A 13,998-nucleotide genomic window follows, 5' to 3' on the forward strand; every position below is an offset into this window, starting at 1 on the left:
GCCATTTTTGAGGTTGGTTTGGCGGGGATGCGCCACGCGTACGCAGGTAAGGTCGGTGCGATGACGTCCACGATCGATTCCGTCGCATCTAGGCTGCTCCGGACCCGGGCGGTGGTCCGCGCGCCGATCTGGCTCTATCGGCACCGGGTCGGGTGGCTCCTCGGATCCCGGGTGTTGATGCTCGAGCACACCGGTCGACGGTCAGGAGTTCCGCGGTATGTCTGCCTCGAGGTCGTCGAGCGGCCGAGCGCGGACGATATCGTGGTGGTGAGCGGGTTCGGCACCGGGGCGCAGTGGTATCAGAACCTCCGGGCCGAGCCGTCGTGTCGCGTCAGCATCGGGACGCGCACCAACGTCGCAGCCCGGGCACGATTCCTCTCCGAGGAGGAGTCCGCCGCCGCGCTGGGTCGCTATCAGCAGGCGCACCCGAAGGCTTGGCAGCGGCTGCGCGGTGCGATCGAGGCGGCGGTCGGTCACGAGGTCGATGGACTGCCGATGGTGAACCTGAAGCTCCTAGGAGACTGACATGCGTCGCAAGTGGCTGTGGTTGCTGAAGAACACGCTCAACCGGGTCACGACCCGGGCGGCTCGCTCAGGCCACGGGCCGTTCTCGCTCGTTCGTCACGTGGGCCGGAAGTCGGGGAAGACGTACGAGACGCCGATCATCGTCGCGCGGATTCCGGAGGGGTTCATCGCGGAGCTGACGTACGGCGAGGACGTCAACTGGTATCGCAACATCGTCGCGGCCGGAGGGTGTGAGGTGCTGGTCGACGGGCAGTGGCACCAGGTCTCCGCGATCGAGCCCTATCCGTCCGAGGCCGGTCGGGACGCTTTCGGGTATCCGGCCAAGCTGGTGTTGCAGGTTCTGCAGCGGCACGAGTTCAGGCTGTTGCGTACGTCCTGATCCTGTAGCAAACCAGGTCACGTTGCTGAAGCGCAGGTGAGAGGATCGCCAGGTGATTCCTGCAATCTGTCTCGTTCGATCCGCCGAGCTCAGTGCCGCACCCTATGCGTACGCGTCGGTCGTGGATAGTGGCGTGCGCCTGGTCTTCCTGGCGGGAGCGTGCCCTCTCGAGAAGGACGGGACGACCGCGGCCGTGGGTGACTACGCGGGCCAGGCTGCGAAGTGCATCGAGACTCTGCGCGAGGCTCTCAGGGAAGTGGGCGCAACGCTGGAGGACGTGGTGAACACCCGGGTCCTGGTGGCGTCTTCGCAGCGGTCGGATCTCGTCGCGGTGTGGGAGATCGTGAAGGACGCGTTCGGGGATCATGACGTGCCCAGCACGCTGATGGGTGTGACAGTGCTGGGCTATGAGGATCAACTGGTCGAGATCGAGGCCATTGCTGCGGTTTCCGACTGACGACCGTCAGGTTCCTCACCACCCGGTGGAAAGTCGCGGCGGTCAGGGGTTGGGGTCGAGGTGGGGGAAGCTGCGGTTGAGCGCCCAGTCGATCCGTACGCGCTGGCTGCGGTCCATCTGGAGGCTGGGGACGACCTCGGGATACAGCCATTCGGCGTGGGTGTTCTCGGCCGACGGAGCGGGCTCGCCGGCGAGATAGCGGGCGGCGTAGATGATGGAGCACTCCTGACGTACCTCGCCGTTGGTGGTGTTCTCGATGCGGTGGCGCGGGTCGGTCCAGATGCCGACCAGGCCGGTCACCTCGATGGTGATGCCGGTCTCCTCGTACGTCTCGCGGACTGCGCAGGCCGTCAGCGACTCACCGGGCTCCATCGCGCCGCCCGGCATCGTCCAGTTGCCGGTGTCGGTGCGGCGGATCAGCAGGATCCTGCCAGGGTCGTCGAGGACGAATGCGGCGGCGCTGGGCCGGATGCTGTTCACCGCGGGAGCCGAGGGATCGTTGTGCCAGTCGACTCGTCGGCCCGTGCTGCTCACCTCAGGGGAGCGAGGGCGTGGCGGACGTACAGAAGCATCGAATGTCGGCCGAGATCCCACGGCGACGAGAGTAGCCGAATTTGCCGGGGTCAAGTGCAGAGAAGCAACGCCACGCCGGTCGGGCAGCCACCTAGCTCGTGACGGCGCCGACCGCGGCCGACTGGACCGTACGCCGATACTTGCCGAGCACGCCGCGCGCGTACCTCGGGGGGAGCGGCTCCCAGCCGACCTTCCTCCGCTCCAGCTCCTCGGCGTCCACCCCGACCTCGAGGGTGCGGTTGACGACGTCGAGGACGATGGGGTCGCCGTCGCGGACGAAGGCGATCGGGCCGGCGTCGACGGCTTCTGGGGCGATGTGGCCGACGCAGAGACCCGTGGTTCCTCCTGAGAACCGGCCGTCGGTGATCAACAGGACATCCTTCCCGAGACCAGCGCCCTTGATGGCTCCGGTGATGGCAAGCATCTCCCGCATGCCCGGGCCGCCCTTCGGGCCCTCGTTCCGAATGACCACGACGTCGCCCGCGACGATGAGCCCCGCTTCGAGGGCGTCCATCGCGGCCCGCTCCCCGTCGAAGACACGGGCAGTGCCGCGGAAGACGGTGTCGTCGAAGCCAGCTGTCTTGACGACTGCACCCTCAGGGGCGAGCGAGCCCTTCAGGATGGTGAGACCACCGGTGCGGTGGATCGGCCGCTCGAAGGAATGGATCACGTCGTCGTCGAGCGCGGGCGGGCTCAGCTCCGCGAGGTTCTCCGCCATGGTCTTCCCGGTCACCGTGAGGCAGTCGCCGTGGAGCAGTCCCGCGTCCAGGAGCGCCTTCATCACGACCGGGATCCCGCCGATCTTGTCGACGTCGTTCATGACGTACTTGCCGTAGGGCTTGAGGTCGGCGAGGTGCGGGACCTTCTCTCCGATCCGGGTGAAGTCGTCAAGGGTCAGGTCGACCTCAGCCTCGTTGGCGATGGCCAACAGGTGCAGCACGGCGTTGGTGGAACCACCGAGCGCCATCACGACGGCGATGGCGTTCTCGAAGGCCTCCTTGGTCATGATCTGGCGCGCGGTGATGCCCTTCCGCAGCAGCCCGACCACCGCTTCGCCCGAGCGGTGGGCGAAGCCGTCGCGGCGTCGGTCGACTGCGGGAGGCGCGGCCGAGCCGGGCAATGACATGCCGAGCGCCTCGGCGACAGCAGCCATCGTGTTGGCGGTGTACATACCCCCGCAGGCGCCCTCGCCAGGACAGATCGCCTTCTCGATGCGGGTGACCTCATCGCGACTCATCTTCCCGGCGATACAGGCCCCGACCGCTTCGAAGGCGTCGATGATCGTGACGTCGCGGCCGTCGACCTGCCCGGGCATGGTCGAGCCGGCGTAGAGGAAGACCGAGGCGAGATCGAGCCGGGCAGCGGCCATCAACATGCCGGGCAGCGACTTGTCACAGCCGGCGAGCAGCACGGAGCCGTCGAGCCGCTCGGCGCTCATCACGGTCTCGACCGAGTCGGCGATGATCTCGCGGGAGACCAGCGAGAAGTGCATGCCCTCGTGGCCCATCGAGATCCCGTCGGAGACCGAGATGGTGCCGAACTCCAGCGGATAACCGCCGGCCGCGTGCACGCCGTTCTTCACCGCCTTCGCGAGCCGGTCGAGGGACAGGTTGCACGGGGTGATCTCGTTCCACGACGACGCGACGCCGATCTGCGGTTTCGCGAAGTCGTCGTCGCCGAGGCCGACGGCCCGCAACATGCCTCGGGCAGCGGTGGCCTCCAGGCCATCGGTGACTGCGCGCGACCTGGGTTTGATGTCAGGGGTGTCGGGGCTGAGAGGGTTCACAGGTACGAGGCTAACCGGGTGTGATGCCCTTGGGCATGAGCGCAACCGCGCGAGGTTTGGAGTCGGAGATCTGGACCCACAGGGTCCGTGGAGAGGATGAGCTCAGTGAGCGAGAGCGAGACGCCGACTTCCGACGAGTTGGTGCAAGCCCGAGCGCGTCTGCGGGAGACGCAGCGTGACCACGCCCGCACCTTGTACGGCGAGCATCTGACCTCGTACGCGGAGACGCCAGGGTTCGCCAGCCGACTCGAGGAAGAGATCGAGGCGTGTATGGGACCCGTTGGGGAGGTGTTTGGAGCCGGTCTCTCTGGCGACTTGGAGGAGGACGCCTTCTGGCTGGCGGTGGACTCTATGCTGTTTCAGGCGGAGAAGCCGAAGATGTCCCTGGCTCAGCGGTATCTGAAGTTCCAGCGAAACCTTCCGGACCAGGCCCGCGACCTGCTTGACAGATGGGTCGAGAGCCAGACGGGGATGCGGTTCTTCGAGGTCACGCACTCCGACGGACCCTCGGGATCACTCGTCGAGCTCGGCACTGGGAAGGCGTACGCATCGGTCTTCCCGCGCTACGGGCGATGGGACGAGAGCGGGCTTCGTCGCGGTGACTACGTCGCGGCGCGGCTGCTTCCGGTGGGCGATGAATGGATGCCGACGACGACGTTGCACGCGTTTCCGAAAGAGGAGCGCTCGGAAATCCTCGCGATCGCTGAGGAGCTTGCTGCGAACATACGCGGCGAATGAGCCTGGGGAGGGTTGTCCGAACCTGGCTCGGACAACCCTCCCCAGGTAGCGGAGTGCGTCAGTCGAGTGCTGTGCCTTCGCCCGCGTCGTCGACGCCGGTCGGCAGGGTCTCGATGTACTCCTCCGACGGTCCGAAGTCCGGGTCGGGGTGTAGCTCGACGTGCGTCGCCGGGTGGGTGAGGTCGAGAACGGACACCTGGTTCGTCCCGGGACGCCACAAGGGCGCGGGGGCGTACAGGCGGCGCTGGGGGCCGCGGCTCCACAGGCGGCCGAGCAGGGTGCCGTTGAGCCAGACGAACCGGTCGCCGTCGCCGGGGACGGCGAGCCATCCGTCGGCGGGTGCTTCGACGTCGATGTCGGCATGGGGGATGCCGTTGAGATCGGGGGAGTCCCAGCGGTCGAGGGCTGCGGGGTGGTGGTCCCAGCCGTGGACGAGGCGCCGGTCGACCTGGACACCGCCGAGGATCCCCTTGTGCTCACCGAGCAGCGGGCCGTAGTTGACGCGGCCGAGCGCCTCGACGACCAGGGTCAGGTCGGCGACCCGGCCGAGGCCGGGGAGCGTCAGCACCGCAGGCTCGGCGTCGTCACGCTCGAGGAGGCCGAGCGTGCGACCGTCGAGGAAGGCGTACGCCCGGTCGTGCAGTCCGCGCACGGTGAGATGGACGTCGTGGCTCGGGAGCGTGACCGAGGAGCGGTACGTCACCAGGCCGGTGTCGATGCCGTGCTCCTCGAAGCTCAGCGGAGCCGCAGTGCGCGTCGCCGGCCCGCGGGTCACCAGGGACAACAGGTCGCTGCCACCTGACAGCGGCGCCGAGGTGAACGCGTGACGGGGACCAGTCGGCGGCAGCGTGGGCAGCGCGTCGACCGTGCGCCCGGTGGCGGGCGCCAGGATGTCCCGGTAGACCCGGAACTTCTCCGTGACTCGCCCGTCCTCGCCGATCGGGGCGTCGGAGTCGTAGCTGGTGACCGTGGGCTGGATCCGGCGGCCGTCGTGGTTGGCGCCCGCCCAGAGGCCGAAGTTGGTGCCGCCGTGAGCCATGTAGACGCTGACCGAGCCGCCGAGGTCGACGATCTCGCGCAGCGTCGCGGCGGCGCTCTCGGGGGAGCGTACGTGGTGGTTCTCGCCCCAGTGGTCGAACCAGCCGTTCCAGAACTCGGCGCACAGGAACGGCTCGCCCGGCCGCCGCGAAGCCAGCATCGAGCGGGCCTCGTCGGCGCGACTTCCGAAGGTCGCCGAGGCGAGGGTGCCGTCGACCATGCCGGCGTCGAGCATGACCTCGGTCGGGCCGTCGGCGGTGTAGAGCAGCTCGGTGATGCCACGATCGAGGAGTCCCTGGCGGAGCCAACGGAGATGGGCGGCGTCGTCGCCGTAGGAGCCGTACTCGTTCTCCACCTGCACCGCCACGACCGGCCCGCCGTGAGCAGCCTGCAGCGGGACGAGGTGGGGGAGCAGGACGTCGAACCAGCGTGAGACCGCGTCCTGGTAGACCGGATCGCTGCTGCGTGGCGCCCGGGTGCGGGCGGTCAACCAGGACGGCAGTCCGCCGTTGGTCCACTCGGCGCAGATGTACGGCCCGGGGCGCACGATCACGTCGAGCCCGAGGTCGCCGGCGAGGGTGATGAAGCGGGCCAGGTCGCGGGGCCCGGTGAAGTCCGGGGAGCCCTCGTCCTGCTCGTGAAAGTTCCAGGCGACGTAGGTGTCGACGGTGTTGAACCCGGTCGCGGCGACCCGGCGCAGCCGGTCCTCCCACTGGTCGGGGTGGATGCGGAAGTAGTGGATGGATCCGGACAGGATCCGGTGGGGGACGCCGCGCTTCAGGAACTCGCCGTCATGCCAGGTCATCGTGGGGCTCACCCACCCGAGGGTATGACAACTTTTGCGCAAAACGTGTTCAATCCGCGCAAAACTCTGCATGATGGACAGACCTCGTCAGGCCCACCCCACCATCGGGAGTCACGATGCCGAAGCGTTTCCCCACAGCCCTCCTCGCGTCCGTGACGGCATTCGCCGGCGTGGTCGCCATCGCGCCCGAGAGCCACGCGGCTCCCACGGGCGCGTTCACGTTGACCTCGCCGATGCTGAGCGTGCAGGTGGCCGAGGACTTCCCGGCTGTGCTCGGCTACCGGCATACGGCCGGTGGGGAGATCGGCGGCGCAACCATCCCGCCGACCTCCGTACGCATCAACGGCACCGCACACACAGCGACCGTGACCGGCGAGCAGGTCGACGCCGACACGGCGACCTACCACCTGACCTTCGCCGACCTGCCCGGCGTCGAGCTCGACGCGAAGCTCGAGGTGGCCGGCGACGTCGTCACCTTCGCGATCACCGACGTGAAAGACACCGTCGAGCACCGCGTCGGCACCCTCGACATCCCCGGGCACGACCTCCTCTCGGTCAGCTCGGACCAGGCCGGTGCGACGGTGAGCACCGCCGTCGTGAGCGCGGACCGCACCAAGAACGGCGACACCCACACCGAGGTCACCACGGACCTGGCCACGACCGAGAAGCCGGTCGGATCGGCGTACGCCATCGTCGACACCGATCGGCTGGCCGCCGCGATCGAGACCAACTCGGTCTACGACCAGAGCGGCGGCGACTCGACCAACGAGCGCGGCCGGATCTGGCGCAGCGTGAGCGCCACCGACAACGGCCGCCGGGTCGGGCTGTGGAGCGGCCAGTGGACCTACCGGGCGACCGGGTCGCCCTACGCCGAGGAGCTCCCGTGGGCGAAGGTGACCATCGCCCACGACGCCAACGGTGACCAGGCCGTCGACTGGCAGGACGGCGCGATCGCGCTGCGCGACATCCAGCGGCCGATGAACGGCGCGGAGGAGACGCCCGAGCGGGTGGTCACCCACATCCCGTTCAACTTCGCCAGCCAGGCGACGCATCCGTTCCTGCGTACGCTCGATGACGTCAAGCGGGTCTCGCTGGCCACCGACGGGCTCGGGCAGCTGGCCGTGCTGAAGGGCTACGGCTCCGAGGGCCACGACTCCGCGCACCCCGACTACGGCGGCAACTACAACACCCGCGCCGGCGGGCTCGACGACCTCAACACCCTGGCCCGTGAGGGCGAGAAGTGGGGCGCCGACTTCGGCGTCCACGTCAACGCGACCGAGGCCTATCCCGAGGCCAAGACCTTCAACGAGACCGTGGTGAACGAGGGCAGCCCCGGCTGGGACTGGATCGACCAGTCCTACTACATCGACCAGCGCACCGACCTGGCGACCAGGAACATCGTCGACCGCTTCGCTCGGCTGCGCCGCGAGACGCACCCGAACCTCGACTTCCTCTACATCGACGTCTACTACTCCTTCGGCTGGCTCCAGGAGCGACTCGCCCGCGAGCTGCGCGGGCAGGGCTGGAACATCGGCACCGAGTGGTCCTATCACTTCGAGGAGGACGCGCTCTGGTCCCACTGGGCCAACGACGAGTCCTATGGTGGGGCGACCAACAAGGGCCTGAACAGCCAGATGATCCGGTTCGTACGCAACGGGCAGAAGGACACCTGGAACCCGGACAAGCTGCTCGGGCACACCGAGATCGTCGAGTTCGAGGGCTGGACCGGCGAGAACGACATCGACGCCTTCTACGACAACATCTGGCGGCGGAACCTGCCGACCAAGTATCTCCAGAAGAACCCGATCCTGCGCTGGAGCCCGGACGAGATCGTCCAGGACGGCGGCGTACGCGTGGTCAACTCGGGCAAGACCGAGGCGACCCGGAAGATCTATCAGGACGGCGATCTGGTGCTCGACGGCGATGCCTACCTCCTCCCGTGGGAGGCCAAGGCCGGGGCACGCCCCGGCGGGGCGAAGCTCTACCACTACAACGCCGACGGCGGGTCGACCACCTGGAACCTGGCCCGCGCCTGGAGCCGGAGCGAGCGGCTCCGTGTCTACGAGCTCACCGAGCAGGGCCGGGTCGAGGCGGGCAGCGTGCCGGTGCGTGGTGGCAAGGTCACGCTCGACGCGAAGGCGGGGACGGCGTACGTCCTGACCGAGTCCTCCGACACCTCGCCCGACGCACGGTGGGGTCAGGGCAGCCACGTTGTCGATCCCGGCTTCAACGCCGGCGACCTCGACGCCTGGCGCCCGAGCGGACCGGCCACGACCGGACGGACCTCGACCGGTCAGCAGGTCGCCGTGCTGGGTGCAGGGGAGCAGGCTTCGATCAGCCAGCGGCTCCACGGCCTGAAGGGCGGACGCAACGCTCTGGGCGTCTGGGTGGAGGTCGAGCCCGGCCACAGCCGCGCCGCCACGGTCACGGTCACCTCCGGCAAGAAGACCTACACCAACCATGTCGAACGATCGACCGCGAAGAACCTGGTCGCTGCCGACGAGCTGCACAGCACCTACTTCCAGCGTGTGGAGGTCCCCTTCGACGTCGGCCGGGACGGTACGGCGACCGTCGAGATCTCTGCGGAGGCAGGCTCTGGCGCGGTGCGCATCGATGACGTACGTGTCGTCGCGCGCGGCCGTGGCCTGCGGGCCGCCCCCGAGGCGAAGATCATCGTCGAGGAGGACTTCGAAGAGGTCGTCCAGGGCTGGTCGCCGTTCGTCAAAGGCACCTCCGGAGGCGTCACCGACCCGCGTACCCACCTCGCCGAGCGGCACGAGCCGTTCACGCAGAGCGGCTGGAACGGCAAGGTCACCGATGACGTGATCAGGGGCGACTGGTCGCTCAAGTCCCATGCCGAGAACGGCGGCCTCGTCTACCGAACGGTCCCACAGACCGCACGCTTCGAGCCCGGGCACCGTTACCGGGTCTCCTTCGACCACCAGACCGAGCGGGCCGACGACTACGAGTGGGTCACCGGCTACGACTCCGTCGCGAGCGGCGACCCGCGCACGGTCGAGGTCGGTGCTCGCCCGATCGGCAAGCAGGTCGAGACGGCCCGGTTCAGCGAGGAGTTCGTGGCCGGCGGCTGCGGCGACTACTGGGTCGGTCTGCGGACCGCCGACGACAACGGCGCGAACGGCGACATCAGCATCGACGACTTCACCGTCGAGGACCTCGGTGCGGCCGCCGACCCGCCTGCCTGCGCGACCCTCGCCGTCGACGCCGGCGACGAGAAGCTGCTGCCGGGTGCGGCGGCCGAGGTCACCACCACGCTGACCAGCGACGAGGCCTCGGAGACCGGCGCCGGGACGGTCGGTCTCGAGGTGCCGGAGGGCTGGACGGCGGACGCCACCACGCCCGCGGCCTTCGACTCGCTCGCTCCCGGGAAGAGCCACTCGGTAACCTGGAAGGTCACGCCGCCGGCCGACGCGGCCGAGTCGAGCCATCAGCTCACCGCCTCTGCGACGTACGACTTCGGTGGCGAGACGCGCACGGTGACCCGCTCGGCGACGGTGCAGACCGCGCCGCCCCCGCCGGCCGCGGACACCTACGCCAGCGATCTCGGCTGGATCTCAGCCACCAACGGCTGGGGGCCGGTCGAGCGCGACACCAGCGTGGGGGAGAACGGCGCCGGCGACGGCCGGCCGATCACGCTCGCCGGCAAGGTCTACGCCAAGGGGCTGGGTACGCATGCGGTCTCCAAGGTTCGCTACTACCTCGCCGGCAACTGCAACAGCTTCACCGCAGACGTCGGGGTGGACGATGCCCAGACTTCGCGGGGCTCGGTGAGGTTCTCCGTGGTCGCGGACGGGACGACGGTCGCCGAGACCGGCACCCTGGGGCCGGCCAGTGCCACCGTTCCGATCACCGCCGACATCACCGGCGCCGACTACGTCGACCTGGTCGTCGGAGATGCCGGTGACGGGAACGGCAACGACCACGCCGACTGGGCCGACGCGACCTTCCACTGCGCCGACTAATTCCTGGCCAGGCCCTTAGGCTGTCCGGGACCCAGAAAGAGGCCCATGAGACAACAGCGACTCAACCAACTGCTCGAGCTGATCAGCGAGCGCGGGCACGTCTCGATCGCGGAGGTGGAGACCGCGCTCGGCATCTCGGCTGCGACCGCGCGCCGCGACATCGGCCACCTCGCCGAGCAGCGGCTGGTCACCCGGACGCACGGTGGCGCGACGGCGCTCGGCTCGGCGTACGAGCTCCCGCTGCAGTACAAGATCAGCCGGCAGGCGGACGCCAAGCTCGCGATCGCGACGGTGGTCGCCGACCTGCTCGTGCCGGGGGAGACGGTGGCGCTCAACGGCGGGACGACCACCAGCGAGGTGGCGCGCGCGATCGGGCGCCGCCCGGACCTCGCCGAGGACGGCAGCATCACCGTGGTCACCAACGCGCTCAACATCGCCTACGAGCTCTCGATCCGGCCCAACGTGAACATCGTGGTCACCGGCGGAGCCGCCCGGACCCAGTCGTACGAGCTGGTCGGCCCGCTGAGCGAGGGGGTGCTGTCGAAGATCAACATCGACACCGCGATCCTCGGTGTCGACGGCATCAGCACTCGCGCCGGACTCACCACGATCCACCCTGCCGAGGCCAAGATCAGCGCGGACTTCATCGCGGCGGCGCAGCGCACCATCGTCGTGGCCGACAGTACGAAGCTCGAACATCCGACGTTTGCGCGCATCCGCGACCTCTCGAGCGTCTCCATGCTCGTCACCGACCGTCCTGTTCCCGAGCCGCTCACCAAGGCACTGGCTGAGGTCGGAGCGGAGATCGTGGTCACGAGTGATCAAAAATGAGCACTTGAGACCGTTTGTTGACATAAACGCTCAAAAAGTTGGATGATTCGGGTTCAGCCGGCAATACATCGGAGGGTGAACCGACACCATGACCGCATCCGCACCGACGACGCATCTCGCCGCCGAGATAGCGACCCAGCCTGCCAACTGGATGGCCGCCCGGGGCACCGCCGAGCGCTACGCCCAGGCGTTGCCGAAGGCAGGGGAGAAGGTCGCGGTCATCGGATGCGGGACCTCGCTCTACATGGCACAGGCCTACGCCGCGCTCCGTGAGGGTCATGGTCTCGGCGTCACCGACGCCTGGACGCCGACCGAGGCTCGGATCGACCGGGGCTATGACCGGTTGCTGGCGATCACCCGCTCCGGGACCACGACCGAGGTCGTCGACCTGCTCGCCGACGTCCAGGGCAAGATCCCGGCGACGGTTATCTCGTCCTCGCCCGGCACCCCGGCCCTCGAGCTGGCCGAGCCGATCCTCACGCCCGAGGTCGACGAGCGGTCGGTGGTCCAGACCCGCTTCGCCACCACCACACTGGCCATGCTGCGCTGGCATCTCGGCCAGGACCTGAGCCGTGCCGCCGAGCAGGCCCAGCAGATCATCGACGCCGGCGAGAGCGGGTTCGGCCCGGAGCTGACCGCCGAGCAGATCACCTTCGTCGGTCGAGGCTGGACCAACGGGGTGGCGCAGGAGGCGGCGCTCAAGCTGCGGGAGTCCGCGCAGCTGTGGACCGAGTCGTACCCGATGATGGAGTACCGGCACGGCCCGCTCTCCATCAGCGCCCCCGGCCGGGTCGTGTGGGCCTTGGGCGACCTGGTGCCGGGCTTCGCCGAGGACGTCGCGACCACCGGCGCAGACCTCCTGCACGAGGAGATCGACCCGCTGGCCGAGCTGGTGCGCGTGCATCTGCTCTGCGTGGCGCGCGCCCGCGGCGCCGGGCTCGACCCCGACGCCCCGCGCAACCTCACGCGCTCGATCATCCTGAGCCCGCCTGCCGCACAGTCGGCGTGACGTCGATGAGCCAGGCACCTCAATCGCGAAGGCGTGCCACCGATCGGACTCTCGCCCTCGCGTTCGACGTCGGCGGCACCTCGGTGCGGGGCGCGGTCGTCGGTGTCGACGATGTGGTGATGGCCGAGTCGCGGGTGGCCACCCGGACGGGTCCGGCAGTGCTCGACGACATCGCACAGCTGGCCGAGCGGCTGCTCGCCGGGCTGGGCCCGGCGGACCGGGTCGAGGTCGCCGGGGTCGGGGTCGCCTTCCCCGGCCTCGTCGACACGGAGTCCGGGACCTCCCTCAAAGCGGTCAACCTCGGTCTCGTCGACACCCCGGTCGCAGCCCCGCTGGCAGAGCGTCTGGGCCTTCCGGTCGCGGTGTCGCACGACACAGCCGCTGCCGCTGGTGCGATCTGGGCGGATGCCGGATCCCCGGCGTCCGCGCTGGTCGCCGTGCTCGGGACGGGCGTCGCCGCCGTGACGTACGTCGAGGGCAGGCCGATCGTCGGCTCGTCCGGGCAGGCCGGAGAGCTCGGCCACCTGGTGGTCGACCCGACCGGCCCGCTGTGCAGCTGCGGGCTGCGTGGCTGCGTGGAGGCGCGCGCGGGCGCTCGCGGCATGCTGGAGACGTACGCGGCCCTGGGCGGCGACACCGCTGTCACCGGTGTCGCCCAGCTGGTTGCGCGGGCCGGTCAGGATCGGCTCGCCGCCCAGGTCTGGTCCGAGGCGATCACCGCCCTCGCCGACGGCTTCCTGGCGGTAGGAGCGTTGCTCGCGCCTGGCGAGATCCTTCTGGGCGGCGGCGTCGCGGACGCCGGCTCGGACCTGCTCGACCCGCTGCAGGCCCGGATGCGCGAGCGCGCCGGCGTCACCGCAGTCCCGCCCGTACGCCTCTCCGCCCTCGGCGGTCGAGCCGGCCTGGTCGGCGCGGCCCGACTGGCACTGGCCTCGATCGGGCCACGTTCGGAGGAGGGAAGCGGATGATCCTCACCGTCACGCTGAACCCGGCGATCGACGTGACCTACCGGCTGCCTCGGCTGACCGTCGGTGAGGTCCATCGGGTCGCCGAGGTGTCCACCAGGCTCGGCGGAAAGGGTGTGAACGTCGCCCGGGTGCTGCACCAGCTGGGGGAGCCGACCCACGCCGTCGGGCTCGCCGACAACGACTTCGGGAGAGCGCTCGCGCGCGAGCTGCCGGCGACCTTCCTGCCCGAGCTGGACGACGTACGCCGCACCCTGGTCGTCGTCGCCGAGTCGACGACCTCGCTGTGGGAGCCCGGGCATCAGACAGCGCCCGGGGCTGACCGACGGCTGCTCGACCTCCTCGCCGACCGGATCGGCGAGGCCACGGCGCTCACCGTCTCGGGCAGCCTGGCGCCCGGGGTGCCGACCGACCTGCCGGCGCGGATCGCCCGCCTCGCGGCAGCCGCCGGCGTTCCGGCGATCCTCGACCTCGACGACGCCGCCCTGGCGGCGGCGGTCGGAACCGGCGCCGTCCTGACGCCCAACGAGGACGAGGCAGCGCGTCTGCTCGGGCATCATCCGGAGGACCCGGTCGCGGCCGTCGTCGAGCTCGCCGAACGCCACGGTGGCCCGGTCGTGCTGACCCGCGGCCGTGATGGTCTGCTGGCGTACGCCGACGGCGCCGTGTGGGAGGTGCGTCCTCCCGCCGGGGTCAGCGGGAACCCGACCGGCGCCGGTGACGCGGCTGCCGCCGGGCTCGCCCGCGGCCTCGCCGCCGGCAGCGCCTGGCCGGAGATCCTGCGCGACGCAGCGGCACTGGGCGCTGCCGCGGTGGTCGTGCCGATGGCCGGCGAGATCGACCCCGACGCGTACAGCTCGTTCCGGACCGAGGTCTCCGTCGAACGCATCGACCTGAGGGGCGTCTGAG

12 protein-coding genes are annotated in these 13,998 nt (G+C 69.6%); 9 read left to right on the forward strand and 3 right to left on the reverse strand.

What is annotated here, in order from left to right; genetic code table 11:
* Nucleotides 1-60: 60 nt before the first annotated feature.
* Genes IEY84_RS04980 through IEY84_RS04990 form a run of 3 tightly spaced genes read left to right on the forward strand, consistent with a single transcriptional unit; the run spans nt 61 to nt 1,361 of the window.
* Entirely contained in the window at nt 61-525 is a 465-nt protein-coding gene (locus IEY84_RS04980) for a nitroreductase family deazaflavin-dependent oxidoreductase (RefSeq protein ID WP_183544994.1), read from the forward strand.
* Nucleotide 526: 1 nt separating this feature from the next.
* Complete coding sequence (locus tag IEY84_RS04985) at nt 527-904, forward strand: nitroreductase family deazaflavin-dependent oxidoreductase (RefSeq protein WP_183544988.1); 378 nt, start codon at nt 527-529, stop codon at nt 902-904.
* Between the two features lie 52 nt (nt 905-956).
* Nucleotides 957-1,361: a RidA family protein gene (locus IEY84_RS04990; protein ID WP_183544982.1), complete on the forward strand. Its 405-nt coding sequence runs from the start codon at nt 957-959 to the stop codon at nt 1,359-1,361.
* A 42-nt stretch (nt 1,362-1,403) separates the two neighbouring features.
* On the opposite strand, the gene IEY84_RS04995 is transcribed toward IEY84_RS04990, so the two are convergent.
* A complete protein-coding gene (locus IEY84_RS04995; RefSeq protein WP_229788355.1) occupies nt 1,404-1,841 on the reverse strand; it encodes an NUDIX hydrolase in 438 nt (145 codons plus the stop codon).
* 184 nt (nt 1,842-2,025) lie between these two features.
* Entirely contained in the window at nt 2,026-3,720 is a 1,695-nt protein-coding gene (ilvD, locus tag IEY84_RS05000) for a dihydroxy-acid dehydratase (RefSeq protein WP_183544978.1), read from the reverse strand.
* A gap of 105 nt (nt 3,721-3,825) precedes the next feature.
* Here ilvD and IEY84_RS05005 point away from each other — a divergent pair, with 105 nt between their 5' ends.
* Nucleotides 3,826-4,458 carry a hypothetical protein gene (locus tag IEY84_RS05005; protein WP_183544976.1) on the forward strand — a complete coding sequence of 211 codons (633 nt, stop codon included), beginning with the start codon at nt 3,826-3,828 and terminating at the stop codon, nt 4,456-4,458.
* A 58-nt stretch (nt 4,459-4,516) separates the two neighbouring features.
* On the opposite strand, the gene IEY84_RS05010 is transcribed toward IEY84_RS05005, so the two are convergent.
* Nucleotides 4,517-6,313, reverse strand: a complete 1,797-nt coding sequence (locus tag IEY84_RS05010; protein ID WP_183544974.1) for a glycoside hydrolase family 35 protein — start codon at nt 6,311-6,313, stop codon at nt 4,517-4,519.
* Nucleotides 6,314-6,417: 104 nt separating this feature from the next.
* On the opposite strand from IEY84_RS05010, the gene IEY84_RS05015 reads away from it, so the two are divergent.
* From IEY84_RS05015 to IEY84_RS05035, 5 genes are all read left to right on the forward strand, one after another.
* Nucleotides 6,418-10,284: an endo-alpha-N-acetylgalactosaminidase family protein gene (locus IEY84_RS05015; protein WP_183544972.1), complete on the forward strand. Its 3,867-nt coding sequence runs from the start codon at nt 6,418-6,420 to the stop codon at nt 10,282-10,284.
* A gap of 45 nt (nt 10,285-10,329) precedes the next feature.
* On the forward strand, nt 10,330-11,115 hold the full coding sequence (locus IEY84_RS05020; RefSeq protein WP_183544970.1) for a DeoR/GlpR family DNA-binding transcription regulator: 786 nt from the start codon (nt 10,330-10,332) through the stop codon (nt 11,113-11,115).
* Nucleotides 11,116-11,203: 88 nt separating this feature from the next.
* Nucleotides 11,204-12,124, forward strand: a complete 921-nt coding sequence (locus IEY84_RS05025; RefSeq protein ID WP_183544968.1) for an SIS domain-containing protein — start codon at nt 11,204-11,206, stop codon at nt 12,122-12,124.
* 5 nt (nt 12,125-12,129) lie between these two features.
* The gene (locus IEY84_RS05030; RefSeq protein ID WP_183544966.1) at nt 12,130-13,092 is read left to right on the forward strand and encodes an ROK family protein; all 963 of its coding nucleotides are present in this window, start codon (nt 12,130-12,132) and stop codon (nt 13,090-13,092) included.
* A complete protein-coding gene (locus IEY84_RS05035; RefSeq protein WP_183544965.1) occupies nt 13,089-13,997 on the forward strand; it encodes a 1-phosphofructokinase family hexose kinase in 909 nt (302 codons plus the stop codon). Before IEY84_RS05030 ends, IEY84_RS05035 begins: the two co-directional genes overlap by 4 nt.
* Nucleotide 13,998 lies beyond the last annotated feature (1 nt).

The sequence above is a fragment of the Nocardioides albus genome (assembly GCF_014648255.1).
GTDB classification, from domain to species: domain Bacteria; phylum Actinomycetota; class Actinomycetes; order Propionibacteriales; family Nocardioidaceae; genus Nocardioides; species Nocardioides albus.